The 24,358-nt window shown below is 58.8% G+C and carries 21 protein-coding genes; 11 read left to right on the top strand and 10 right to left on the bottom strand.

The window, feature by feature from the left end:
* Window positions 1–95: 95 nt before the first annotated feature.
* Together BW958_RS18080 and BW958_RS18075 are read right to left on the bottom strand one after the other, a co-directional pair.
* Window positions 96–488: a DoxX family protein gene (locus BW958_RS18080; RefSeq protein WP_076577304.1), complete on the bottom strand. Its 393-nt coding sequence runs from the start codon at window positions 486–488 to the stop codon at window positions 96–98.
* Window positions 489–504: 16 nt separating this feature from the next.
* On the bottom strand, window positions 505–1,191 hold the full coding sequence (locus BW958_RS18075) for a pirin family protein (RefSeq protein ID WP_076577303.1): 687 nt from the start codon (window positions 1,189–1,191) through the stop codon (window positions 505–507).
* A gap of 316 nt (window positions 1,192–1,507) precedes the next feature.
* Here BW958_RS18075 and BW958_RS18070 point away from each other — a divergent pair, with 316 nt between their 5' ends.
* A complete protein-coding gene (locus BW958_RS18070) occupies window positions 1,508–2,422 on the top strand; it encodes a LysR family transcriptional regulator (protein ID WP_076577302.1) in 915 nt (304 codons plus the stop codon).
* A 214-nt stretch (window positions 2,423–2,636) separates the two neighbouring features.
* Here BW958_RS18070 and BW958_RS18065 read toward each other — a convergent pair whose 3' ends face one another.
* Together BW958_RS18065 and BW958_RS18060 are read right to left on the bottom strand one after the other, a co-directional pair.
* Entirely contained in the window at window positions 2,637–2,960 is a 324-nt protein-coding gene (locus tag BW958_RS18065; protein WP_076577301.1) for a hypothetical protein, read from the bottom strand.
* A gap of 955 nt (window positions 2,961–3,915) precedes the next feature.
* A complete protein-coding gene (locus tag BW958_RS18060; protein WP_076577300.1) occupies window positions 3,916–4,239 on the bottom strand; it encodes a hypothetical protein in 324 nt (107 codons plus the stop codon).
* Between the two features lie 712 nt (window positions 4,240–4,951).
* Here BW958_RS18060 and BW958_RS18055 point away from each other — a divergent pair.
* Window positions 4,952–5,716 (top strand): helix-turn-helix domain-containing protein, encoded by a 765-nt coding sequence (locus BW958_RS18055; RefSeq protein WP_076577299.1) that lies wholly within the window; start codon window positions 4,952–4,954, stop codon window positions 5,714–5,716.
* Window positions 5,717–5,719: 3 nt separating this feature from the next.
* Here the strand turns inward: BW958_RS18055 and BW958_RS18050 are convergent, their stop codons facing one another.
* Entirely contained in the window at window positions 5,720–6,181 is a 462-nt protein-coding gene (locus BW958_RS18050) for a hypothetical protein (RefSeq protein ID WP_076577352.1), read from the bottom strand.
* A gap of 137 nt (window positions 6,182–6,318) precedes the next feature.
* Between BW958_RS18050 and BW958_RS18045 the strand changes: the two genes are divergently transcribed.
* A complete protein-coding gene (locus BW958_RS18045; protein ID WP_076577298.1) occupies window positions 6,319–6,816 on the top strand; it encodes a GspH/FimT family pseudopilin in 498 nt (165 codons plus the stop codon).
* A gap of 62 nt (window positions 6,817–6,878) precedes the next feature.
* Here BW958_RS18045 and metF read toward each other — a convergent pair whose 3' ends face one another.
* Window positions 6,879–7,769, bottom strand: coding sequence for a methylenetetrahydrofolate reductase (gene metF, locus BW958_RS18040; RefSeq protein WP_076577297.1), 891 nt, complete (start codon window positions 7,767–7,769; stop codon window positions 6,879–6,881).
* A 343-nt stretch (window positions 7,770–8,112) separates the two neighbouring features.
* On the opposite strand from metF, the gene BW958_RS18035 reads away from it, so the two are divergent.
* Window positions 8,113–8,901, top strand: coding sequence for a GNAT family N-acetyltransferase (locus BW958_RS18035; protein ID WP_076577296.1), 789 nt, complete (start codon window positions 8,113–8,115; stop codon window positions 8,899–8,901).
* A 45-nt stretch (window positions 8,902–8,946) separates the two neighbouring features.
* On the opposite strand, the gene BW958_RS18030 is transcribed toward BW958_RS18035, so the two are convergent.
* From BW958_RS18030 to BW958_RS18020, 3 genes are all read right to left on the bottom strand, one after another.
* Window positions 8,947–10,407: an extracellular solute-binding protein gene (locus BW958_RS18030; protein ID WP_076577295.1), complete on the bottom strand. Its 1,461-nt coding sequence runs from the start codon at window positions 10,405–10,407 to the stop codon at window positions 8,947–8,949.
* Window positions 10,408–10,415: 8 nt separating this feature from the next.
* On the bottom strand, window positions 10,416–12,386 hold the full coding sequence (locus BW958_RS18025; protein WP_076577294.1) for a methyl-accepting chemotaxis protein: 1,971 nt from the start codon (window positions 12,384–12,386) through the stop codon (window positions 10,416–10,418).
* A gap of 176 nt (window positions 12,387–12,562) precedes the next feature.
* Window positions 12,563–14,398 (bottom strand): M3 family metallopeptidase, encoded by a 1,836-nt coding sequence (locus BW958_RS18020; RefSeq protein WP_076577293.1) that lies wholly within the window; start codon window positions 14,396–14,398, stop codon window positions 12,563–12,565.
* A 193-nt stretch (window positions 14,399–14,591) separates the two neighbouring features.
* Here BW958_RS18020 and BW958_RS18015 point away from each other — a divergent pair, with 193 nt between their 5' ends.
* A complete protein-coding gene (locus BW958_RS18015) occupies window positions 14,592–16,241 on the top strand; it encodes a methyl-accepting chemotaxis protein (protein WP_076577292.1) in 1,650 nt (549 codons plus the stop codon).
* Window positions 16,242–16,287: 46 nt separating this feature from the next.
* Here BW958_RS18015 and BW958_RS18010 read toward each other — a convergent pair whose 3' ends face one another.
* Complete coding sequence (locus BW958_RS18010; protein WP_076577291.1) at window positions 16,288–17,193, bottom strand: 1,4-dihydroxy-2-naphthoate polyprenyltransferase; 906 nt, start codon at window positions 17,191–17,193, stop codon at window positions 16,288–16,290.
* Window positions 17,194–17,376: 183 nt separating this feature from the next.
* On the opposite strand from BW958_RS18010, the gene BW958_RS18005 reads away from it, so the two are divergent.
* Genes BW958_RS18005 through menE form a run of 6 tightly spaced genes read left to right on the top strand, consistent with a single transcriptional unit; the run spans window position 17,377 to window position 24,339 of the window.
* Window positions 17,377–18,687: an isochorismate synthase gene (locus BW958_RS18005; RefSeq protein WP_076577290.1), complete on the top strand. Its 1,311-nt coding sequence runs from the start codon at window positions 17,377–17,379 to the stop codon at window positions 18,685–18,687.
* Between the two features lie 22 nt (window positions 18,688–18,709).
* A complete protein-coding gene (menD, locus tag BW958_RS18000; protein ID WP_076577289.1) occupies window positions 18,710–20,407 on the top strand; it encodes a 2-succinyl-5-enolpyruvyl-6-hydroxy-3-cyclohexene-1-carboxylic-acid synthase in 1,698 nt (565 codons plus the stop codon).
* Window positions 20,400–21,152: a 2-succinyl-6-hydroxy-2,4-cyclohexadiene-1-carboxylate synthase gene (menH, locus tag BW958_RS17995; RefSeq protein ID WP_076577288.1), complete on the top strand. Its 753-nt coding sequence runs from the start codon at window positions 20,400–20,402 to the stop codon at window positions 21,150–21,152. Before menD ends, menH begins: the two co-directional genes overlap by 8 nt.
* The gene (gene menB, locus BW958_RS17990) at window positions 21,145–22,005 is read left to right on the top strand and encodes a 1,4-dihydroxy-2-naphthoyl-CoA synthase (protein ID WP_076577287.1); all 861 of its coding nucleotides are present in this window, start codon (window positions 21,145–21,147) and stop codon (window positions 22,003–22,005) included. Before menH ends, menB begins: the two co-directional genes overlap by 8 nt.
* Window positions 22,005–22,934 carry an o-succinylbenzoate synthase gene (gene menC / locus BW958_RS17985; RefSeq protein WP_076577286.1) on the top strand — a complete coding sequence of 310 codons (930 nt, stop codon included), beginning with the start codon at window positions 22,005–22,007 and terminating at the stop codon, window positions 22,932–22,934. Before menB ends, menC begins: the two co-directional genes overlap by 1 nt.
* Window positions 22,927–24,339 carry an o-succinylbenzoate--CoA ligase gene (gene menE / locus BW958_RS17980; protein WP_076577285.1) on the top strand — a complete coding sequence of 471 codons (1,413 nt, stop codon included), beginning with the start codon at window positions 22,927–22,929 and terminating at the stop codon, window positions 24,337–24,339. Before menC ends, menE begins: the two co-directional genes overlap by 8 nt.
* Window positions 24,340–24,358 lie beyond the last annotated feature (19 nt).

The raw sequence follows: 24,358 nt of genomic DNA, 5'->3' as shown, positions 1-24,358 counted from the left end.
AATGACGGGATTGTCAGCGATTGAGACGCCAGATGCAAAAAAGCCGGAGCATGAGCTCCGGCATTTTGAGTGGGAACAACTTGTAAAACAGGATGTTACCAGTTGCGTCCCAGCTTGCTGTCGATGCTGAATGCACCGGGACCTGCCGCCATCAGGGCCAGGAAGCCGCCGGCAATCGACACGTCCTTCCAGAACATCATCATCTGCATCTGTTCGGCAGGCTGATAATGGAACAGGTAGGCGGCAATCAGGGTAAAGCCGGCCATAAACACCGACAGGCTGCGGGTGAACAGACCGAACAAGATCGCCAGACCGCCGCCCAGTTCAAGCAGGATCACCAGCGGCAGCATGGCACCCGGAACACCCATGGCCTCCATATAGCCCTGGGTCGCAGCATAACCGGCGATCTTGCCCCAGCCGGCAGAGATATAGAGCAGGGTCAGCAGGAGGCGGCCCAGCAGCAGTGCAGAATCATTAATGGTCTTCATATTCATTTCCTTGTCATCACGGCAGGTCAAATAACAGGGCAACACTGGCAGACGTGGCCGTGAGCTCCCACTTGGTTTCATCGCGACTGAGCACCCCGTCGCCGGGCTGGGCATGCTGACCAGAAGCGATCAGCTCACCTGAAATCTGATGCAGATAACCGTGACGGCCCTGCAGCAACCATTCAACAGACTCTCCTTCGGCCAGCTGCAGACGCCAAACCCGGGCCTGCTGGCGAATGAGGAACGAGTCATCAGCGCCATCCGGCGAGGCGACCAATACCATCCCCGGCCGGTTATTCATGCACTTTTGCTGATAACCGGGCTGGGTATTGTGCTGATCCGGCTCGATCCAGATCTGCAGCAGCTCCAGCACTTCGCTGTCGGAGGGGTTGTATTCGCTATGACGAATCCCCGAACCGGCACTCATCAGCTGAAACTCACCGGCCGGGATCTGCTCGATATTGCCGAGACTGTCGCGATGCTCGATGGTTCCTTTCAACACGCAGGTCAAAATCTCCATGTTGGCGTGCGGGTGAGTGGCAAAACCGCCACCCGGCGCCACGTGGTCGTCATTGATGACCCGCAGGACCGAATGCCCCATCCACTTGGGGTCATAGTAGTGGCCGAAGGAGAAGCTGTGACGCGCATCCAGCCAGCCGAAGTTGGCTCGTCCGCGATCTTGTGCTGGTCTCATGGCAAACATGTGAGGCTCCTTTTCTTTCGGTCGGGATGACTGCCAGCCCATTAGCATTGCGGCCCAGCCCCCGATTTATCTGTCTGTATTACGGCACTGAGTGGTGACAATTCAGCATCTTGACCGTAAATCTATTCAAAAATGTTGTGCCTGATTAGAAAGAGCGTTGTCTCTCTCTTCGCTAGCCTAACCCCCAATAAAACCAAGGTATTTCGGGGCTCTGCTATGCTTCGTGAAGCAATGAGCTCATAATAGTGGCTGCTGTGGTGCATTGTTATCGAGATAATCTGGCTTAGTGATTCAAAAAAATTGAAGGCAGGATTCAATGGGAAAAGAGCGAGCATTAACCCTGGAAGCGATCCGGGTGCTGGATGCCATTGATCGTCGTGGCAGTTTTGCCGCCGCCGCCGAGGAGCTGGGCAAGGTGCCATCGGCACTGAGCTACACGGTGCAGAAACTGGAAGATGAACTGGATGCCGTGCTGTTTGATCGCAGCGGCCATCGCACCAAGTTTACTGCAGCCGGGCGGATGCTGCTGGAGCGTGGCCGCGTGCTGCTCGAAGCCGCCGAACATCTGGTGGGAGAGACCCGGGCATTGGCTCGTGGCTGGGAGACCGATATTACAGTGGCCGTCGATGCGGTGGTTGCTATCCCCGAGCTCTATCCATTAGTCGAGCGACTGGCACAGCATACCGATACAAGGTTGCGTTTTCGTGCCGAGGTGCTGGCAGGCAGCTGGGAGTGCCTGGAAGATGGCCGCGCCGATCTGCTGATCTCGACCCTCAACCCGGATCTGGTGATGCACGGCAGCAAATATCAGGAGCTGTTCAAAGAGGTGATGCTCTATGTTGCCCACCCCGACCACCCACTGCACAACGAGCCGGAGCCGCTGGCCGACGATACGCTGCGCCGCTATCGGGCCATCGCCATCGCCGATACCGCCCTGCGCAAACCGGCGCTGACCTATCGCCTGCTCGACAAGCAGCCGCGCCTGACGGTCAGTACCATGGGCGAGAAACGCGATGCCCTGCTGGCGGGCCTTGGGATTGGCACCATGCCGCAGCGCTGGGTGCAGGAAGATATCGATGCCGGACGCCTGCGCGTCATCAGCCCTGAGTATCGTCATCAAGTTACGGTGATCCTCGCCTGGCGACGAGATGTGATGGGCAAGGCCAAAAGCTGGCTGGTACGCGAAATTCCCAAACTGTGGAACACGCCCGGTGGTAGCAAGCTGAAATAAAAAAACCGGAGCAGGGCTCCGGTCAAAACGACTATGGAATAACGTAAGGCATTGCTACTACACAGATATCTGGCGCGGGAGACAACTCCTACTCGAGCGATCATCTGTCGTCAGCCACCCTGGCTTCGGCTGCGACAGATGACCGGATACCCATTGGGTCATACCGGTCATGTCGATGGCGGGAGCTGGCCGTTTGCCAGCCCCGTCAGCACACTTAGCCTTGACGGCCTTGGCCGAGGGTGTACGGCACGCGCAGATCACTGCTTTCGTCGCCGACAGTCACAGTCAGATTGCCTTGAGCGCTGCGCGGCAGGCTGATGACTTGACGACCGCTGGCATCGGCTTGGGCTGAGGCGATCACGTCGCCGTTAAAACCGCGCACTTCGATGCGGTCACCCGGCTTGACGCTGGAAGCGGCTTGAGCCTGCCAGTTTACAAACAGGGAACCCGGAACCACGTGCAGATCAGCCGGTACAGCGGCGTTGGCAGCGACGGAACCCATCAGGCCCAGCAGGGCGATTGCGATTTGCTTTTTCATACTTTCATCTCTCTTAGGTGTCTTAGTCATTGTCGAAAGCGTTCTGTGCTTTCTTGCAATGCATCCTTGCCTAGAGACCATTCAAAAATGTTGTTGCCTCACTCAGAGTCATCGGAACTCGTTTCCGACATTTTTCTCTATAACAACAGCGAATTTCTGGTCGATTGCTGTGCTCTCCGAAGCAGTGAGGTCATAATAGTGTGACCAAGCGCACATTGTTAGCGAGTGATTCTGGATCAACTCATCAAAAATTTTGAATTCACAAATGGGGATTTTTATGAAATGAGTGAACACTCATTCTAAATTAATCTTGGTGATTATAAAAAAAATAGAGCAATAACAGAGAGATATTGCGCCCCCACACGCCGAGCTCTCACTCCAACATGTTGCGATAGTCAGCCACCCTCAAGCCAAACAAGAAAACCGAGGGCACCAGCGCCCTGCTCAGGGTTATGCCCAACCGAGCAAACGGCGTGCAAAATCAAGTGGCTAGAATGAGTGGCCTCTTACCAAGACGCGCTTGGATGGCGGCACATAGTGCATCGCTACAGTAAGAAGAGCCGTGTATGGTTGCGTGGCAAGGAGATTAACCCACCTGTAGCGAGAGTCTTGCCAAGCGGCAAACAGCTTACGGAGCCCAGCTCCTTATGACCATTACGGGTGGATTAACCTAGCGAGTGAGTTCTGCTGGCCATGCACCATAGGTGGGTGTTGCCTTAGCGAAGCGACATTGAAAATAAAAAAACCGGAGCAGGGCTCCGGTCAAAACGACGATGAAATAACGTCAGGCATTGGTTGCGGCACAGATTGCTGATACTGGAGGTAACTCCGGATCGGGCGGTCATCTGTCGTCAGCCGTCCTGTCATCGGCTGCGACAGATGACCGGACACCCATTGGGTCATACCGGTCACGTCGATGGCGGGAGCTGGCCGTTTGCCAGCCCCGTCAGCACACTTAGCCTTGACGGCCTTGGCCGAGGGTGTACGGCACTTGCAGGTCACTGCTCTCGTCGCCGACAGTCACGGTCAGGTTGCCTTGGGCGCTTCGCGGCAGGCTGATGACTTGACGACCGCTGGCATCGGCCTGGGCAGAGGCGATCACGTCGCCGTTAAAACCGCGCACTTCGATGCGGTCACCCGGCTTGACGCTGGAAGCGGCTTGAGCTTGCCAGTTTACAAACAGGGAACCCGGAACCACGTGCAGATTAGCCGGTACAGCGGCGTTGGCAGCGACGGAACCCATCAGGCCCAGCAGGGCGATTGCGATTTGCTTTTTCATACTTTCATCTCTCTTAGGTGTCTTAGTCATTGTCGAAAGCACTCTGTGCTTTCATGCAATGCATCCTTGCCTAGAGACCATTCAAAAATGTTGTTGCCTCACTCAGAGGCGTCGGAATTCGTTTCCGACATCGCTCTCTATAACAACAGCGCTTTTCTGGTCGATTGCTGTGCTCTCCGAAGCAGTGAGGTCATAGTAGCGTGACCAAGCGCACATTGTTAGCGAGCGGATCTGGATCAACCAATCAAAAAATTTGAATTCACAAATACGCTAAATCGTGAGCAATGAATGAATGCTCATTCCAGAAAGAACCCAGAAAAAGAGACTCAATAGTAAACAGGGAGAGAGACGTTGGTGGATTGGCACATGACCAGAAAAGAAAAAAGCGGAACCCTAAGGATCCGCTCAATTTGCCAGGAAAGAATAAAAACCTTGCGGTTTAATTAACCCTTAATTGGAAGCAAACGGCCGGCTGACCACTGGGGCTCACCGACCGACGGCAACCTTAGCAATGGGTTACCCACCTCGCCAGCTTTTTGTCCCCGGGTAGAGGAAACTGCACCACACGGCATCATTTTCTGATACTTTAACTGACCAATCACGATGCATTGCCCCATTACGTGACCAGTAATAAAGCACTAGTTTCATTGTGGCCTTGTTTCCAGGTATCAAAATCTGCATCCCGTCAGACCGCATCAAGGAAGTGTCATTCATGTCCTATAGCCAGGAGTTGGCCCAACAGATCCTCGACACCCTCAAGCAGGCACTGCTCGACAAGGGATTACGTTATCAGGAGTTGGCCGACGCGCTCGGCGTCTCCATTGCGACCATCAAGCGCATGATGAACAAGCCCTCTCTGCCGTTTGATACCCTGCTGGAGATTTGTCATTTGGTCGGGCTCTCCTTTGACGAGTTGCTGGAACGAACTCAGGATGCCCAAAGCCGCCGGGCCGAGTTCACCAAAGAGCAGGACGATGCCTTCCATAACGAACCGGGGCTCTATGCGTTTCTGGCCAATATATTCTGGCGGGAAAAAAGTCTGGCAGAGATCCAGCAGGAGTATTCGTTAAGCGAAGCCTCCTGTTACCTTTACCTGCGCAAGCTGGAGAAGCTGGGCGTCCTGCAGCTGGGGCTCGATAACAGCTATCACTTTCTTATCAGTGAACGTATTACCTTCGAGCAGCACAGCCGATTTGCCCGCCAGCAAGCCCGCCAAGCCATGTCGGTGCTGGGTAACTATCTGCTCGACAACATGCACCGCCCCAACAACTATATCGCTCTGTGCCAAATGCATCTTGAAGAGGATGAAGCCATGGCCCTGATCACTCGCATGAAGGAGTTCTGGCACAGTGAGCGGAAGCTCAACCGGCCTGCGGTCGGTCAGCATGAAGGCGCCAAAACCTACACCTTCTCCCTGCAGCTGGCCGACTGCGGTTATCAGAGCTACGACGACTTCATTCCCAATATCGACGGCTAAGGGTTAAAACTCCCCTTCGGCAACAAACTCTTCGGCGATCTCGACCAACTGCGGCCACATCTCTTCCGGGATCCAGGCGTCGGGATCGTCTTCATCACCATCGTATTGGCTCCAGAAGTAGCGACGCAGCGCCGTGGCAAACTCATCCTGAACTTCGGCCAGCTCGGAGAGAGGGCCAAACCAGGCAATCCGGCGCAGACCCGACGAGAGATCATTGAGCGCATCGACCAAGCCCCGTTCGTCAAAGCTCTGTTCGATCAGCAGGGCAAACCGCTCACGGGCAGCCTCTATCTGATCTTCCTCCAACTCACCCACATCGGCCAGCAGATCGACATAATCTTCCTGCAGATAGTCAATCACCGCTTCCCGATCGTCGAACCAGAGTAGCTGAGTACCCTTGGTGCCGAGCACCGGCGCCTCGAACGAGTCATCCAGATGGCACAAAGCCCACGGATCGTCAGTCATCATCTCCCTTTTCCTCCACGTGAGTCATCAGCTTTCTATGGTAAGACTGCTGACTGCTGCACGCCAACCCCGAAGGGTGACGCATTCGGTGATCCCGAGCGGTAAAGCGGCCTAATCTTGTCTAGAGAGGTGAGTTTATGCTGCAACGTGGATTCACACTGCTGGAATTGCTGGTCAGCATGGCGCTGCTGACCATACTGCTTGGCGTCGGTCTTCCCTCGCTACAATCGCTGTTGACCGATAACCGGGCCCGCTTCGAGCAAGAGCGAATACTCAAGATCCTCACTGCCGCCAGATTGCAGGCTATCAGCGACCGGCAAACCATTACCGTCTGCACCGTCAATGCCGACAATCTGTGCGTCACTCATGGTGGTCAGGCTCTGATCATGTTTAGCGATGACAACGGTGATGCCACGCAAGATCCTGGCGAGGCGCGTTTGATGGCCTCCCCCGGGTTTAGCGATGGGCTGAGCCTGACCAGCAGTCGAACCGCCATCAACTTCGCCCCGGACGGCACCACGCTCGGCAGCAATGCCACATTGCAACTTTGCGTCAGTGGGCAGCCCCGCATCGATCTGGTTATCTCCATGTCGGGTCGCGCCCAAAGCAGCACACAAAGCACGCTCTGTCCCTAAATTGCAGGCAGCAAAAAGCCGGAAAGGTCTCCCCTTCCGGCTTTGTTTTTTCATTCAACCCGTTACGCCTTGGGACGAACGCCCAGCGTGTGGCAGATGGCGTAGGTCAACTCGGAGCGGTTAAGAGTATAGAAGTGGAAATCCTTCACCCCTTCCTGACTCAATACACGCACCTGATCGATGGCAATACTGGCGCCGACCATGTTACGAGTCATCTGATCGTTTTCCAGCCCTTCAAAACGCTGGTGCATCCAGCGCGGGATCTTGACGTTGGTAAAGCCGGCAAACTTGGCCAGGGTCTGATAGTTGGAGACCGGCAGAATACCCGGCACGATCTCGGCATCAATGCCGATCGCCGCGCAGCGATCGCGAAAACGCAGGTAGGTTTCCACATCAAAAAAGAATTGGGTAATGGCGCGGTTGGCACCGGCATCGATCTTGCGCTTGAGATTGAGCAGGTCCGATTGCGCGCTCTTGGCCTCCGGGTGAACCTCGGGATAAGCGGCCACCGAGATGTCAAAGTCGGCCTCAGCCTTGAGCAGAGCGACCAGATCGGCAGCATACATGTCCGGCTTGTCAACGCCTTGCGGCAAGTCGCCACGCAGAGCCACGATATGGCGGATGCCGCTGTTCCAGTAGTCCCGGGCAATGGTTCGCAGTTCATCACGGCTGGCATCGATACAGGTCAGGTGCGGCGCGGCAATGATACCGGTGCGATCCTGGATATCTTTGATCACCTTGTGAGTACGATCCCGGGTGCCGGAGTTGGCGCCATAGGTCACCGACACAAACTTGGGCTCCAGCACCTTGAGGCGCTCAATGGATTGCCACAGGGTCTGCTCCATGCTTTCGCTGCCCGGCGGAAAGAACTCGAAGCTGACGGAAATGTTGCCATCAAGATCGGCAATGCTCTGGTTGAGTGCCTCAACCTGACGCGCGCTGTGAAAACCCATCTGAATCTCTCCCTGTAGTGCGAGCGGTCCCGATTGCCACTCCGGATGTTTAGACGTCCAAACGTCTTTCTATCCTTTCCTGATTTATGTCGATTGTCAATGTCCTTTTTTGTCCGTTCTGATAGTTGGTCTCCGCTGTAACCACAAATATTGTCGATATTCTTGGGTTGACCCATCGCAAAGCGTGCTAATCAGGCTATCATGTTGCCGGAACGTTTTACGTTCTGAATCTGCGTGTGATTGTTTGGCCGGAGGCTTCTCCGGCCCTTCTTTTATGGTCTGTTGATTAATATCTCCGTAGCGGATGCCGATAAGCAAGATAGCTTGCTGACAGGACCCCTTTATGGAGCTTCACCCCGCCATTGCCACCGATTTGCTGTTTGACGGTTATCAGGGCCGGGTCGAGTGCTTTCCGCAATATTGGGCAGTCACGCTGCCCGAACAACCTGAGTGTCAGTTTGGCAACTATCTGTTGCTCGATCACCCCCCAACCGAATACGACAGGGATTGGCTAGAGCGGGCATTTGACCAGCTAATTGGCAGCAACCCGCTGATCCGCCACCGCACCTTCCTCTGGTCCCACACCCACGACGATCCTCTGCAACTGGGCAGTTTTGTCTCGGCTGGCTATCGCTATATGGAGTGTCTGGCTCTGGCGCTGCAACGGGGCCAGCTACGTGCGCCATCGGGCCTAGCACCACTGCCGATTCGCCCCTTCGAGCCTGCGGACTGGAGTGACTGGCTGGCCTTTGAGCTAGCCGAACACCCATCAAGTCGCCAGCGCCCGGCTTATCAACACTATCTGCAGGCCAGAGCGAGCCTCTATCAGTCCATGATTGCCGATGGCCTCGGCCAGTGGTGGGGGATGTGGCAGGATGAGCTGCTGGTTGCCAGCTGCGGTCTGTTCTTTACGCCAGAGCATGGCCGCTTCCAGCTGGTGCGCACCCGTGAAGGGTGGCGCAATCGCGGTCTGTGTCGCCATCTGCTGCATGAGGTGGCAAGGCGTGGGCTGGAACGGGTCGATACCCTGGTGATCGTGGCCGACATTCACTACCACGCCCTCGGCATCTATCGTCGGTTGGGGTTTGAGCCCACCACCCGCATTGCGACCTTGTGCCGCGCCTGGAAATAGAGCGGGAGGCCACGCCTCCCGCACTTATCTCACGTCATCCCCCCATTACTGGGACGGCAACGGCGCGGCTGCCGGTGTGTCCAACTGCTGCGACAAGGCTGACTCAGTCGCCGCTTGCGGGGCAGACGTCGCCTGCACTGCCGAAGCGGGCGTGGTCGTTTGCGGCGCTTGAGCAGGCTCTGCCGATGACGCTACGGCCGTTATCGCAGGGGCTGGCGTGGCCAGTGGCAATGGACTTTCTGCAGCGCAGGTTTGGGTCAGACCGGCTTTGCTCTTTTGCTGCGGCGCATACCAACCCAGCAGCCCCTGCTCGATGCGCGAGGCAGCGGCTTTGGGGGCCAGCTTGCCGAGCAACACTGATTGGCTCACTTCGGCCAGCTCATCACTGAGCTTGGGCTTTCCGCGCGAGAGGATCTGGGTCGCAACCCGGATGGTGGAATCGCACTGGTCACGCCATCCCATCATCTCGCGGGCCGCCGGGTTGGTGACCTCAAAGAAGTGGTTGGAGAGCGAGAAAAAGCCCGGCAACGCGTTGGTATAAAGCTCGGCAAACTCCGGCGTGGTCAGCCACTGCAGGAACTGCATCGCCTCTTCCTTGTGGGCGCTGGCGGCATTCATGCCCATGCCGATGTCGGTGTGATCGGTGAAGTAGCAGCGATCCCCGGTCTTGGCCACGGGCGGGCGCAGCACACCAAAATCGACCTTGCCGGTGAAGGGGGCAATTTCCCACGAGCCGGCGGCATACATGGCCGCCTTGCCGCCGGTAAACAGACTATTGGCGGTGGCGTAATCTCGCGTCTCGGCACCTTCGCCCAGATAGGGCTGCCAGCGCGCCAGCTCTTCAAACACCTGCTCGAATGGCGGGCTGTCGAAACGCTCACTGCCGCCAAGCAGCGCCATACGGCCATCTTCGCCCTTCCAGTAATTGGGGCCGATATTCTGAAAGCCAAGCTCGGAAGCCACCCAGCTCTCGGAGCCACTGACCGCCAGTGGCACATAACGGCCATCGGCCTTCACCTTCTCAAGCGCGGCAAAGAACTCGTCGCGGGTTGTTGGCGCGGCAATGCCCAACTCTTTGAAAATGGTCCTGTTGAAGAAGAAACCGTGGATGACCGAAGCCATCGGCACACAAAAGGTCTGAGCGCCGGAGTCAGTCTGCCAGGGAGCCTGGGCAAAACTCGGGAAATTCTCCATCCCGGCCATTTCGGTCAGCTCAGAGAGGTAACCTGCCTTAAACAGCGCCAGTGAATCATCAAACGGGCGGCAGGTGATCAGATCGCCGGCGTTGCCCTCTTTGAGATTCTTCTGCAGGGTGTCCATGTAATACATGTTCTGGACCGGCTTGAATTTGAGGCTGATCCCCGGATGACTGGCCTCAAAAGCCGGAATGATCTTCTGCTCCCAGAGGTCCTTGTCATCCACACGCCAGCTCTCGATGGTCAGCTCGGCCGCCAACAACGGGCAGCACAGCAACAAACCGAGCGCCCCTATCCATTTTTTCGCCATGGTGCCTCCTAGACCTTGAAGTGGGCGATCAGTTTCTGCTGCTGGGCCACCAAGTCGGCCAGCACTTCACTGCTGCCGGCAGATTGGCGCGCCTCGCGCTCGGTTTCATAGGCCACATCAGCGATGCTGGCGATGTGCTTGGCCACCCCCTGGCTGACCGAGATCTGCTCGGCCGCAGCATGGGCAACCTGATCGGCCAGCCCCTTAATGGACTCCATGCGCTGGGCAATCGAGTGCAACGCTTCATCCAGTTCGCGGGTCTGGGACACGCACATCTGGGTCTGATCCTGACTGCGTGCCATCACCTCGACCACCTGCTGGCTGGCCGCCTGCAGGCTCTCGATCATGGTCTGGATCTCTTCGGTGCTGGTCTGGGTTCGGGTCGCCAGCGCCCGCACTTCATCAGCCACCACGGCAAAACCACGTCCCTGCTCACCGGCGCGAGCCGCTTCGATCGCCGCGTTCAACGCCAGCAGATTGGTCTGCTCGGCGATGCCGCGAATCACATCGAGGATGCTGCCGATGCTGTTACTGAACTCGCCCAGCTGATGGGTGATACCGACCGCCGACTCCATAGCCGTGGCCAGCCCTTCGGTGATGCGCCGGGTGTTGGCCACCTTGTTGCGACCGGCGCGAGCCTCATCGTTGGCCAGATCCACCTCTTGCTTGGTGTTATCGGTGGAGCGTGCCACCTCATTGGCACTCACTTCCAGCTCGGTGATGGCTGCCGCCACCTGATCGGTCTGACTCTTCTGATCCTGTACCCGCGCCATGGCACGTTCGCTGATCTGGGCCGCCCGCGCCGCTTCATCCACCAGATGGCGGGAGCCGTCGTTGATCCGCGCCAGCAGATCGCCGGTTTTGCTTGCCAGGGTGTCGATGGAGTTGGAGAGGCTGCCAAACTCGCAGCCGCTGCGGTAGTTGATACGCCGAGTCATATCGCCCGACGCCATAAAGCCAAGCTCCCGGTTGATCCGGTGCAGTGGCCGCTGGATGCTGCGGGCGGTGGTATAACCGATCAGCAGCGCCACCAGCGCTGAGACGGCGGCAACCGTGATAATCCAGAAACTGGCGCTGCTCACCGCGTCATCAGCCGAACTCCGACTCTGCGACGCCACCTGTCCGGCACTGGTGCTAAACTGATCGAGCAGCCCCAAAGTCTGCACCAGTGCCGCATCAAGCCGGCCGTTCAAATCGGCCAGCACCACATCGAGCTGCTGCTTGCTGCGCATGCTGGCCAGCAGGCCACTCTGCCCAAGGGCCAGCTCTTCCATCTTGCCGAGGTTGGCAAGATAACGAGCCTTCACGTCATCCGGCACCGCCACCTGTTCGAGGCGTTTGCGCGCCAGGCTGATATCGGTGGTCAGCACCTTCTCAAGACGGGTGAGATCGGTGCGCGCATCGGAACGCCGAATGTTTTTCAGATCGCGGGCAATCCCCGAGGTGATGAGCTCGGCCTTGTTGCGCATGGAACGCTGGCTGGAAGCTTGTTGCAACAGCAGATCCGCCGCCCACTGGTAGGTATCCTCCAGACGGATAAAGCTCTTGCCGAGCGCATCGAGCCGCTCGTGGGTCTCAACCCAACGCTGGTGCTGCTCCTGAACCTGAGCCGCCAGATCGAAGAACTGACCAGCCGCTTGCTGCACTTCGCCTAAGCGGTTGGCCGCCTGATCACTGCCGGTAAGCGACTGGCTGCTTTGCAAGAAGTGCTGGCGCTGCTCGTCATAGCGGGAAGCCAGCGAGCCAAGCTTGGCCGCTTCCTGACTGGTGCGATACTCCAGCACCCAGCGATTGGCATCCTGCAAGGTGCCCTTGAGGCTGGCGGCAGTCACCACCAGCGGGGTTGAACGCTCGGTTACGTCAGTCAATCCGGCATTAATACCCCGGATTTTCAAGGCACTGACGGCACCGAGCACAATCAGCAGCAATAACATCAGCACGAAGCCGGCGATGATCCGCTGCACGATGGAAAGGCTCATGGAGCACTCCTGAAGTTAAGGTGGTGTTCATCCAGTATTTATCGACCATGGCGCGCGGATCTGGAATTAACGTCGGTCCGATTCTGTTGATACAGCACACATTTTCAGGGTGGGAAGGTAACGAAGTGTAAAATCGCGGAGAGGCGGGCCACTTTGCCTCTCCGCAGAGGGGGTTATCAGGCGTGAGCGAGCTCGGACTGGCGCTTTATCCAGCACTCAAAATCGGCGAGTAATTGCTCGTCAGAGTGGCTGTTATCGGCGATCAATTCGCTACCGTGGATCACTCGGATTTGAGCTTCGAGGGGAAGTCCTTCTGGCTGGGGTCGATTGACAGCGCTGAGCATCATGGCTTGCGCCTGCTGCCAGGCGGTATCGACCGTCTGGTTGCACGCATCGGCCAGATACCGGGCGTTAAACCCCTCGCCGGTCAGGCTGCGCAGTGTCTCATCGTGGGTGGCAGCATTGCCCGGGGCCCAGTAGTGCTCAGCCAAATCCGGCCCGATGCGCGGGTTATCGGTCAGATAGCCGTCACGCTTGAGAAAGAAAGCGCGCGTCTGCTCCACCGCCATCTGCGCCAACAGGTAGCCGTGATAAGCGCAGGCGGACTCCTGATTGAGCAGGTGAGGAATCGCCAGCAGCGGGCGCGGACTCTCAGTGCCAAGAATGCGGCGCTCCCACTGCCGGGCCAGCGCAATCACGCGCTCGCCGGTCAGTTCATCCTCCGCCAGACGGTAAAGGTCGCGCTCAAAATAGGCTACCAGCGCAATCTGGCGCTCGTTAAAGGCACGCATCGGCTGGGTGGTTTCGATCAGGCTATGGATCAACGCATCCGGGATCACCGCGCCATCGGCATCTTTGGCATAGCGCTTGAGCCAGTCGGCATCGCCGAGCAGGCTGTCGCAGAACATGGACTGGGTTTCGGCATAGGCCATCGAAGTGGGCGGAAACTCTTGCGAGAAGCAGGGCGCATTACCGGTCACATTAGAGAAATGAGCAGCATGCCCCCCTTCGTGGAACAGAGTGTTGAGCCCGTTCCAGCCACTGCCCACCTGCCCCGGACGCGCCAGACTGGTAAAGTTGACCACCGCCGGCACCCACTGCCCTTCCTGCCAGCAACTGGGAACCGGACCGTGACAAAACCCGTTCTCATATTTGCCACTGCGATCAAGCAGATCCAGCGTCAGGGTCGCATCACGAAACTGGATGCCAAGGCGTTGGAAGCTCTCGACCCAGTCACGCAGAGCGCGTGAGAAAGGCACGTAAGGGTCGAGCTGACGCATCACATCGCCGCTGGCAAAGTAGCGCAGGTTATGGGGCTGGGCGGCCGCCGCCCCTTTTGCTGCCACCAGTTCGTCAATGCTGGCCCGGCAGCGTTGATCGGTACGGCTGATGAAATCATCGAGGATGGCAAACAGCTGCTCGGGCGACATCCGCTCGTTCTTGTTGACCTTGTAGTCGAAGTAGTCGCGATAACCCATGGCGCGGGCGAAGCGGTTACGCAGGCTCACAATGCCGAGAAAGCCGTGTTCGGTCACCCACTGCTCAAGGCTGCGAAACATGGCAAGAGCGCTCTGCCGCACCGGTTCGCTCGGGCTGGTAGCCAGCGCCGTGGCGGCGGCTGGCAAGGAGCCCGGGATGGCGGCACCCTGCTCATCTAACAGGGTCAATGCCAGTTGGCGGCGGGCGGTAAACAGGGCCGACTCAGCGGCCACCAGCGCTTCCATCAACTGCGCCGCCTGCGGATTTTCAATCACATTGCACTCGAAGAAGGCAATCCAGCCGCGCAGGCCGGCTTCCAGCTCGGCATCACCGGCTGCCTGTTCCAGCGCATGACGCAGCTGCGGCAGACGCTCAGGGTTGGCACAAAAATGCTTATAGGCCTGCTCGGCCGCGGTGAAACCGTCGTGATCCTCGCTGATCCCCATGTAGGTGGACCAGAACAGGTCTTCCTTGCGACGGTGAACCGCCAGATAGTCCCGGTTCAACTCTGAAAAATATTCCCTGGCAGACATATACGCTCCTGCTTGCACTGCACTCGCCTGATGGCGTGAATAAAAAAGAACAGGTGACACGATAAAGGTGTGATCAATATCGCCTCTGCGGTTGGACAGATCGCAACCCCCTATACAGACTTAGACTCAAGCGACTGTGGCCTGACCAGCATTTCTGGCCCGTCAATTCTCAGGGTTGGTTCAAGGAGGCTCTATGGTAAGGCTCGCGGACATCGCCGTCAGCCGCAAACTGTGGCTCATGCTCTGCATGGCGATGGTCGGTTTCATCGCGCTGCTCGCCATCTCGGCCAGCGCACTACACCAGAATCTGCTCGATGAACGGCAAGCCAAGCTCTCGGCCGTGATCGATCTGGCCATGACCCGCATCCAGAAACTGGCGGCGACCCTGCCCAAGGAGCAGGCGCAGAAAGAAGCGATGGCCATGATCAACCAGATGCGCTACGACAGTGACAACTACCTTTTCGTGCTCGATGAGAATCGTACGCTGCTGGTCCATCCGGTCAAGCCCGAGCTGGTCGGCAAACAGATGGGCGAGCAAGGAGCCAACGGCGGAGAGCACTGGTTCAAGATGGTGGATATTGCCCGTGGCGGACATACCGGCTCACTGGAATACCTGTGGGAGTCCCCTTCGGGTGAGAGCATGTTGAAGCTCTCTCGTGTGGCCGGATTCCCCGAATGGGGCTGGATTTTAGGCTCCGGTATCCTGATCCAAGATATCCGCAGCACCTTGTGGAGCGAATTTTATCGCATGGGCGCTGCCGGTCTGGTTATCGCCCTGCTAATGGGCTTTATGGGTCACGCCATCAGCAACTCCATCGTCTCTCCGCTAGCATCGATTCATAGTGCCATGCGCCGGGTAGCGGCCGGCGATCTGGTGGTGACCGTTCCGGTGCAAGGCCATGATGAATTGGGCCAACTGGCACTGAGCACCAACGCCAGTCTCAATGCGATCCGCTCAGCCTTGCTCGAAGCCAGCGAAGGGGCCAGCAGTGTGGCCGATGCGGCGCTGCGCATCGCGGCTTCTGCCGAAGAGACCAATCAGGCCGTCACCAGCCAGCGTGACCAGCTTTCGCAACTGGCCACTGCCATGAACGAGATGAGCGCCACCATCTCCGACGTGGCCGGACACGCGGAAAGCACCGCCCGCGATACTCAGGAGGCCACCAGCGAAGCCGGTCTTGGTAACAACGATGTCAATGCCAGTGTGAACGGCATCCAGAGCCTTGCCAAAGAGGTGGAGCTGGCCAGCCAGCAAGTCACTCAACTCAAGGAAGGGGTGATGCAGATCAGCGAGGTCACCAACGTTATCAGTGCTATTTCAGATCAAACTAATCTGCTGGCACTCAATGCCGCCATAGAGGCGGCGCGGGCCGGTGAACAGGGACGCGGATTTGCTGTGGTGGCTGACGAAGTACGCCAACTGGCCAGTCGCACCCGCCAATCGACCGAGGAGATTCAAAATACCGTTAGCGAACTGCAGCAACGGGCGCTCAGTGCCGCACACGCCATGGAGACCAGCCGCAAGCTGGCCGAAAGCAGCGTGCAACAATCGGCAAAGGCCGGTGAGGATCTTGGGCTGATCCTCACCCATATCCAGCACGTTAACGACATGTCAACCCAGATTGCCACGGCGGCAGAAGAGCAAAGTGCCGTGGCCGAAGACATGAACCGCAATGTGCTGGGCATCAACGACTCGGCGCAGGAGGTATCGCAATCAGCCGCGCATCTGGCCCAGGAGAGCGAAATGCTGGCCGACTTGTCACGCACTCTCGATCAGCGGCTGGGGGATTTTCGCCTTAAAGAGAATCAGCCAGAGCGGAAAGACCGCTCACCACGCCACTGACCCTTGGTTACGAAACAGGCCGTTGCAAGACGGCCTGTTGGTTTTTCTAGCCAATCGAAATACCCAGTGCCAACAGCACACTGTAGAAAAAGGCGCTGATGGCGGTTTTCTTCAAGGCGCCGTTGAGCGCAACACCATCGCGGGTTTGCGACAGCAGGCGCGCCGCATCGGTCAGCGGCTTGAGCGCTGGCATAAAAATCCAGGGCCACCACCCCTTACCCTGCAGCACCAAAAACAGGGCAGTCAGCAGCAGGGCGCCGCCAATCAGACTCCAGTGATAGATAATCGCCCGCTCCCGACCGAGCCGGACAGCCAGCGTAATCTTGCCGGTGCGGGCATCGCCCTCGATATCGCGCACATTGTTGATGTTGAGCACCGCCGTGGCCAGCAAACCACAGGCGCCGGCCGGCAGCAGCAGGGCCCAATCGAGGGTGTGGGTGAAGAGATAGTACGATCCCAGCACACCGAGCAGGCCGAAAAAGATAAACACCGAGATATCGCCAAACCCGCGATAACCATACGGCATGCGCCCCACGGTATAGGTCACAGCCGACACGATAGCAATGGCGCCAAGCGCCACAAACAACAATACATCCAGCCAGTTGTTACCAAATGCGGTGATCAGCAGCGCCAAACCGCTTAGCACCGATCCCAGCCCAACCAATACCATGGCTCGCACCATGTCACTGCGGCTAATAAGGCCAGAAACCACCGCCCGCTGCGGGCCGATCCGCTCTGCATTATCGGCGCCCGACACGGCATCACCGTAGTCGTTGGCAAGGTTAGAGAGGATCTGCAACAAGATGGCGGTTAGCAGAGCCAACGTCATGATACTGCCCTTAAACGCCCCGACACTGGCCGCCAGACCACTGCCGAGCAGGATCGATGAACAAGCCAGAGGCAAGGTGCGAGGACGGGCCGCCAGCACCCAGGCGCGGAATTTTTCAGTCATAAGTCGATGGCCAAACAGTCAGATCTTGATCCTGTCGAGGTTGTGCCAAAATGCCTTTTTTTATACTGGCCTGGCCCAAGGATCGGATATCCGGACAATTTACATGGAAGAATGGGCAGTTAATATATATGAATTGTCTGCCATTTGGCACATACCAGCTCACAGGCCCACGACATCCGATCCATGTTGGCACCCACACATCTCATGCAACAGCTCGACGCGTTGCGTCATGAGACAACCTGCGGCTTCGTGCGTTTGCGCGAACCGTTTCGCGTCGTATCCATGCTGGGCTGGCTTTCATCCCAGCCCCTCTATCCCCGTATCTACTGGCATGCCCGCGGTCAGGACCGCCCGGAATATGTGGCGCTCGGCGCCGTACATGAGCTGACCGATAGCCATGGTCTCAACGCACTGTGTGAGCGAACGGCACGAACGGAGACGGACTCGCCACGCTACTTCGGTGGGCTGGCATTTGACCCAACGACCGAGGGTTGGCCGGGGTTTGGCCCCTGCCGGATGGTGCTACCACGCATTGAGCTGGTCCGCCGAGGGGAAGATCTCTGCCTCTGCCTCAATCTCTGGCTGGAGCCGGGCAAGCGTGAAGCTGAACTCGATGCCGCCGCCGGCGCCCTGCAACAACTCCAGCCGGAGTTACCGCTGCCCACCTTGCCAGCAGTCAGTTTCGAGCGCCACGACACCCCGGATTTCGCCACCTGGCAATCGCTGGTAGAGCAAGTGACCTCGGCCGAGTTTCAGGCCCACACACCCAAGGTGGTGCTGTCACGCGCCAGTCGTTTGCAGACCAACATCGCGCTTGACCCGTGGCAACTGCTCGACAAATGGCGTGCCCGAGCCCAGGACTGTTTCCACTTCGGGTTCCAGTTCTCCCCCGACTCGGCGTTTGTCTCCTGCTCGCCAGAGCGGCTCTATCGCCGTGAAGCACGTCACCTGTTTACCGAAGCGGTGGCCGGCACCATTCGCCGCACCGGCGATCCGCACACTGACCACGCCCTCGCGGCCGAGTTGATGGCCGACAGCAAGAACCGCTGGGAAAACCGGGTGGTGCATACCGACATTCTCACCCGACTGACTCCACTCGCGCTGCATACCCAACAGGCCGAACCGCGCATTCTGCAGCTGCGATTATTGCAACATATCAAATGCGATATTGAAGCAGTTCTGCATCCAGATGTGGCAGACTGGCAGTTGCTCTCGGCGCTGCACCCCACTCCGGCAGTGGGCGGCGCGCCGCGGGAAACGGCCCTCGATTTTATCCGCCGTTTCGAGCCTTACGAGCGCGGCTGGTATGCCGGTGCCTGCGGTTTATTGAGCCGCGACACCTGCGAGTTCTCCGTCGGCATTCGCAGCGCCCTGCTGGATGCCGAGTCGATCACCCTGTTCGCCGGTGCGGGCATTGTGGCTGGCTCCGAGCCCTACGCCGAGTGGGATGAACTCGATAACAAGATCAGCAACGCACTCTCCTTGCTGCAGTAACAAGAGCCTCTCTGGATAGACTATGTTTGCGAGCCACTACCCCACCTTCAATCACGTCTGGTCCTCCTTGCTGCTCGAAGAGCTCTATCGACTGGGGGTGCGCGATGTAGCGTTGGCCCCCGGCTCACGCAGCACACCGCTGACGATGGCGGTAGCGGCCCACGAGGGGTTGCGCGCTCACCTGCATTTTGACGAGCGCGGACTCGGATTTTACGCGCTGGGACTGGCCAAAGGCTCGCAGCGACCGGTCGCCATTATTACCACGTCCGGTACCGCAGTCGCCAATCTCTGGCCGGCCGTGGCCGAGGCGCAGTTAACCGGCGTGCCCCTGATCATTCTCTCGGCCGACCGCCCGGCCGAGCTCATCGACAATGGCGCTAATCAGGCGATCAACCAGCAGGGGATCTTTGCCGGTTATCCGGTTTATCAGGTCAACCTGCCGAGCCCTGATCCGCGCATGCCGGCGGCGTTTGTGCTAAGCACGGTGGATCAGGCGTTGGCCATTCAGGCGCGCACGCCAGGCGTGGTGCACCTGAACTGCATGTATCCCGAGCCGCTCTACCCCAATGGCGATGCCCACGATGCCAGCACTTATCTGCAACCACTCGACAGCTGGCTGGGCAGTGCCAAGCCCTGGAGTCCGTGGCAAGGCCTATCGAACGCTTGCGCGACCCAAGCTGACTGGCAACCATTTTGCCAACGCCGCGGCCTGATTGTGGCAGGACGCATTGAAGATCCGCTCGAAGCAGAAGCCGTCGCCGCGCTGGCCCACACCCTGGGCTGGCCACTGGTGGCGGACCTGCAAAGCCAGCTGCGTTTTCACCCCGATGCGCTGCTGCATAGCGATCTGGCGCTGCATGATGCGGCGTTTGTGCGCGAGCTGGAACGTGCCGAGGTGCTGCTGCAGTTTGGCGCGCGCCTGATCTCCAAGCGCCTGAGCCAATTTATCCGGCGCCAGCCGTGGCAAGATTACTGGCTGGTCGATCCCAAACCGGCACGCCTTGACCCCGACTACCGGGTGCGCCGCCACCTGCGCGCTACGCCGACGCAATTTGCGGCAGCCCATCCGACCAAGACCGCCGCCCCCTGGGCACAGTTTGGTGAGACGCTCACACGCACGGCTGATGTGATAGAAGCTGCCAGCGCCGGTTTCTCCGAGCTGGGGGTGTGCCATCGCCTCAATAGTCTGATAAGCGGTCAACTGTTTGTCGGTAACAGCATGCCGGCGCGACTGATGGATATGCTGGGCAGTCGCGGCAAGGGCCCTTGCAAGGTGATGACCAATCGCGGCGCCTCGGGGATCGATGGTTTGATTGCCAGTGCCTGCGGCTTTGCCACCAGCAGCGATCAGCCTACTACCCTGCTGATTGGCGATCTCAGTGCCCTGCACGACCTCAACAGTCTGGCGCTGCTGCGCCAGCGCACCGCCCCTTTTGTCATCGTCCTGCTAAACAACGATGGTGGCAGCATCTTCAATATGCTGCCGGTGCCGACCGAACAAGGTCTGCGCGACACCTATTACCGCCTGCCGCACGGGCTGGATTTTTCCCATGCTGCTGCGATGTTTGGTATTCATTACCAAGCGCCACAGAGCCTGGATGAGTTTGCCCAAGGCTATCGCAATGCACTGAACGCAGGCACCACCCTGATCGAAATCCGGGTGCCGGCCAGCGAGGTCAGCGACCAGCTCAAAGCGCTGGGAGAGCGCATCCGTGGCTAAGATCACTACCGTTTTTTTACACGGGCTGCTTGGCGATCGGCAGGACTGGGAGCCGGTTATCCGGGATCTGCCCGGCCCGGTGTTGACGCTGGATCTGCCCGGCCATGGCGCCAACCATGTCCAGCGGGTCGCTGATTTTGCCGAGTGCAATGAGTGGCTGCGCGCAACCCTTAACCAGCACGGCATTCGTCACTACCGACTGGCCGGTTATTCGCTTGGGGGGCGCATCGCTCTGTACCACGCCAGCCAAGCGCCCAATGGTTTGCAGGCGCTGTGGCTGGAGAACTGCCATCCGGGGCTTGTGGCCGATGAGCGCGCTGCCAGAATCGTGCATGATGGCGCCTGGGCCAACCGTTTTGCCAGCGAGCCGATGACTGAAGTGCTGGCCAGCTGGTATCGTCAGCCGGTCTTTGCCGAGCTCGACGAGCAGGCGCGGCAACGGCTGATTGCCCGGCGCAGCCACAACCACGGCCCCGCCGTTGCGGCCATGCTGCAAGCCACCTCGCTTGGCCAACAGCCGGATCTGCGCCACTGGTTGCAACACACCCGGCTACCGGTCACCTACCTGTCGGGGGTGCGTGACCAGAAATTCCACCGTCTGGCTTGCCAGCTGGCGACACCGGACTCCACAATCGACCACCAGGTATTGGAGGGCGGCCACAATCTGCATGCTGCCTGTCCCGATACCTACGCCCGCCTCCTGTGCGAGTGGGTCACCCAACCAGAAGAGAAGCGTCATGATTGAAGGTTTGACCGAAGCCCAACTGTATGCCCCTATCGAGTGGCAAGACTGCTCCAGCGGCTACGAGGACATCCTCTACCACAAGTCTGCCGAGGGCATCGCCAAGATCACCATCAACCGTCCCCAGGTGCGTAACGCCTTCCGCCCGCTCACCGTCAAGGAGATGATCCAGGCGCTGACCGACGCCCGCTATGATGATCAGGTAGGGACCATCATCCTGACCGGTCTGGGTGATCAGGCATTCTGCGCCGGTGGCGACCAGAAGATCCGTGGCGACTACGGTGGATACCGTGACGATACCGGCGTGCACCACCTGAACGTACTCGACTTCCAGCGTGACATCCGCACCTGCCCGAAACCGATCGTGGCCATGGTGGCAGGCTATGCTGTAGGTGGCGGCCATGTGCTGCACATGATGTGCGATCTCACCATCGCCGCCGAAAATGCCATGTTCGGTCAGACCGGTCCCAAAGTGGGGTCATTTGACGGTGGCTGGGGCGCTTCCTACATGGCTCGTATCGTCGGCCAGAAGAAAGCCCGTGAAATCTGGTTCCTGTGCCGCCTCTACAACGCACAGGAAGCCCTCGACATGGGTCTGGTCAACACCGTAGTGGCCCTGCCGGAGCTGGAGCGCGAAACCGTGCGCTGGTGCCGTGAAATGCTGCAGCACAGCCCGATGGCTCTGCGCTGCCTGAAGGCTGCGCTTAACGCCGACTGCGACGGCCAAGCCGGTCTACAAGAGTTGGCGGGCAATGCCACCATGCTGTTCTATATGACCGATGAAGGACAGGAAGGGCGTAACGCCTTTAACGAGAAGCGTCGTCCCGACTTCACTAAATTCAAGCGGAACCCATGATGACACTGGCCCTGTATCGCTACCGAATCGAGTTTACCCAACCCCTGACATTCCATGGCCGGGTCGAAACGGCGCGGCAGGGCCTGCTGGTCAAAATGAATGACGGCTGGGGGGAGATTGCCCCCCTGCCGGGTTTTTCGCGCGAAACCTTGCAAGAGGCACAAGAGCAGGCGTTGGTCTGCCTCAAGGCACAAGTACGCGGCGAGGAGGTCACGGCTACGCTACCCTCGGTCCAGTTTGGTCTGAGCTGTGCCCGCCACCAGTGGCAACCGCTCAATACGCCGCTGCCCGAGCCCTATCCCCTGATCCAGGGTGCACCACACGACCTGCTGAAAAACTGGAAAGTCTGGCTGCATGAGACCGCCAACAAGGCCAAGCTCAAGGTCGCCCGCTACCCGATGCGTGATGAGCTGGCGCTGATCCGGCTGCTGCTCGACCGACTGCCCAACCTCAAGCTGGTACTGGATGCCAATCAGGGTTGGACCCGGGAAGAGGCGTGGGCGTTCTGCCAGCACCTCGATCCGGCCCGCATCGATTATCTGGAAGACCCCTGCGCCGACTTTAACGATATTCGGTTTGTCGCCAGCCACACCGGCATGCCCATTGCGCTTGATGAGCTGCTGGCCCAGGGCAAACCGTGGGAACCTATCCCGCAGCTCAAGGCTCTGGTGCTCAAACCGACCCTGCTCGGCTCGCTCTGCCGCTGTGAGGCGCTGGTTGCCAGAGCCAAGGAGCTCAATCTCAAGATTATCGTCTCATCGAGTTTTGAGTCGGGAGTGGGATTATCCCAGCTGGCCAAACTGGCGAGTGAGTGGGATCCACAGCAACCACCTGGACTCGATACCCGGCGCTGGCTGCGCCACGATCTGCTGACGGCAGAAGGTGAGCCGGATCTGCAGCAACTGGAGTGCCTCTGGCAGCATGACTGAACCGTGTCCCATTTCGCGCTGGGCGCATCAGCTTCCGGCGCAACTGGCTATTGTCGGTAGCCACACCCGTATCGATTACGCCACCTTGGATTGCCATCTGTGCAGTGTGCAACAGCAGTTGGCCGAGCAAGGCATGCAACGCGGTATGCGATTGGCCGCCTGCGTTCGTGACTCCCTCGAAGGGGTGCTGCTGGCCTGGAGCTGTGTGCGCTCCGGCATTCTGTTTTGCCCGCTCAATCCAGCGTTTCCCCTTGAGCAGCAGCAAGCCCTGGCCAACCGATTGCGTGTCGATGGCTTTTGGTCGCCACAGACGCCACCAGTGGGCAACTGGCGGTCGATCTGCCTCGATTTTGCAGCCCTGAGCCCGTCTTCGCACGACGACACGCTGGATCCTGACCAGCCCAATAATCTGGTGCTTACCTCTGGTTCGAGTGGCCACCCGAAAGCGGTAATGCATACCCTTGCCAATCATCTGGCGTCTGCCCGTGGCTCGGCCACACTGCTGCCACTGGATCATGATTGCGGCTGGTTACTCTCTCTGCCGCTGTTTCATGTGGGCGGTTACGCCATTTTGTTCCGGGTCTTTTTGGCCGGAGCCACTCTGATCCTCGATGAGCGCAATATCCCGCTCAAGGAGCGACTGGAGCAGCAACCCATCACCCACCTGTCACTGGTGCCCACTCAGCTCTGGCGCCTGCTGGCACAAGGTTTTGATCCCCGACGCGGTCACTTGCGCGAGGTGCTGCTCGGCGGCGCCGCCATTGCAGAGCCACTGGTTGAGCAGATGACCGCGTTGGGGCTCACCCCCAAGGTCAGTTATGGTCTCTCCGAGATGGGCAGTCAGGTCTGTACGGCCATTCCAGCGCAGCCCGGACTGGTGGGCAAGCCGCTGCCGGGACGCGAAGTGAAGATCGAAAACGGCGAGATCTGTGTACGGGGCGATACCCTGTTTCTCGGCTATGACACGGCGCACGGCATCGAACCGGCCCGTGATGCCGATGGCTGGTTTCATACCCGCGACAAGGGCTGGCTGACCGAGCAGGGCGAGCTGATCGTGGAGGGACGCCTCGACAACCTGTTTATTTCCGGTGGCGAGAACATTCAACCCGAAGCCATCGAGCAGCAGCTGGTTAACCATCCGGCTGTGGCGCAGGCACTGGTGGTGCCGGTCTGTAATGAAGAGTGGGGCGCTCGTCCCGCCTGTTTTATCGACTGGCTGGCCGAACCGTGTCCCTATGCTGAACTGGAAGCCTGGCTGCGCCAGCGTCTCCCCGGATTTATGGTGCCGGACTTCTGGCTAGCCTGGCCGGCTCAGGGCGGTGCGCTCAAGCCGTCTCGGCGGCTGTGGCAGCAGCAAGCCGAAGCACACTGCAAACATGGCGTGACAAACCAGACTGACGATTGAGCCGGCATTGTTATAAAAT

It is taken from the genome of Aeromonas sp. RU39B, assembly GCF_900156095.1.
Classification (GTDB): domain Bacteria; phylum Pseudomonadota; class Gammaproteobacteria; order Enterobacterales; family Aeromonadaceae; genus Aeromonas.
The sequence above is the reverse complement of the archived record's forward strand: the minus strand, read 5'-3'. Positions and strand labels throughout refer to the sequence as shown.

Excerpts from the sequence above, each read along its gene's own strand:
- BW958_RS18080 (WP_076577304.1), bottom strand. The coding sequence starts at position 488 with ATGAAGACCATTAATGATTCTGCACTGCTGCTGGGCCGCCTCCTGCTG.
- BW958_RS18075 (WP_076577303.1), bottom strand. The coding sequence starts at position 1,191 with ATGTTTGCCATGAGACCAGCACAAGATCGCGGACGAGCCAACTTCGGC.
- BW958_RS18070 (WP_076577302.1), top strand. The coding sequence starts at position 1,508 with ATGGGAAAAGAGCGAGCATTAACCCTGGAAGCGATCCGGGTGCTGGAT.
- BW958_RS18065 (WP_076577301.1), bottom strand. The coding sequence starts at position 2,960 with ATGAAAAAGCAAATCGCAATCGCCCTGCTGGGCCTGATGGGTTCCGTC.
- BW958_RS18060 (WP_076577300.1), bottom strand. The coding sequence starts at position 4,239 with ATGAAAAAGCAAATCGCAATCGCCCTGCTGGGCCTGATGGGTTCCGTC.
- BW958_RS18055 (WP_076577299.1), top strand. The coding sequence starts at position 4,952 with ATGTCCTATAGCCAGGAGTTGGCCCAACAGATCCTCGACACCCTCAAG.
- BW958_RS18050 (WP_076577352.1), bottom strand. The coding sequence starts at position 6,181 with ATGACTGACGATCCGTGGGCTTTGTGCCATCTGGATGACTCGTTCGAG.
- BW958_RS18045 (WP_076577298.1), top strand. The coding sequence starts at position 6,319 with ATGCTGCAACGTGGATTCACACTGCTGGAATTGCTGGTCAGCATGGCG.
- metF (WP_076577297.1), bottom strand. The coding sequence starts at position 7,769 with ATGGGTTTTCACAGCGCGCGTCAGGTTGAGGCACTCAACCAGAGCATT.
- BW958_RS18035 (WP_076577296.1), top strand. The coding sequence starts at position 8,113 with ATGGAGCTTCACCCCGCCATTGCCACCGATTTGCTGTTTGACGGTTAT.
- BW958_RS18030 (WP_076577295.1), bottom strand. The coding sequence starts at position 10,407 with ATGGCGAAAAAATGGATAGGGGCGCTCGGTTTGTTGCTGTGCTGCCCG.
- BW958_RS18025 (WP_076577294.1), bottom strand. The coding sequence starts at position 12,386 with ATGAGCCTTTCCATCGTGCAGCGGATCATCGCCGGCTTCGTGCTGATG.
- BW958_RS18020 (WP_076577293.1), bottom strand. The coding sequence starts at position 14,398 with ATGTCTGCCAGGGAATATTTTTCAGAGTTGAACCGGGACTATCTGGCG.
- BW958_RS18015 (WP_076577292.1), top strand. The coding sequence starts at position 14,592 with ATGGTAAGGCTCGCGGACATCGCCGTCAGCCGCAAACTGTGGCTCATG.
- BW958_RS18010 (WP_076577291.1), bottom strand. The coding sequence starts at position 17,193 with ATGACTGAAAAATTCCGCGCCTGGGTGCTGGCGGCCCGTCCTCGCACC.
- BW958_RS18005 (WP_076577290.1), top strand. The coding sequence starts at position 17,377 with ATGTTGGCACCCACACATCTCATGCAACAGCTCGACGCGTTGCGTCAT.
- menD (WP_076577289.1), top strand. The coding sequence starts at position 18,710 with ATGTTTGCGAGCCACTACCCCACCTTCAATCACGTCTGGTCCTCCTTG.
- menB (WP_076577287.1), top strand. The coding sequence starts at position 21,145 with ATGATTGAAGGTTTGACCGAAGCCCAACTGTATGCCCCTATCGAGTGG.
- menC (WP_076577286.1), top strand. The coding sequence starts at position 22,005 with ATGACACTGGCCCTGTATCGCTACCGAATCGAGTTTACCCAACCCCTG.
- menE (WP_076577285.1), top strand. The coding sequence starts at position 22,927 with ATGACTGAACCGTGTCCCATTTCGCGCTGGGCGCATCAGCTTCCGGCG.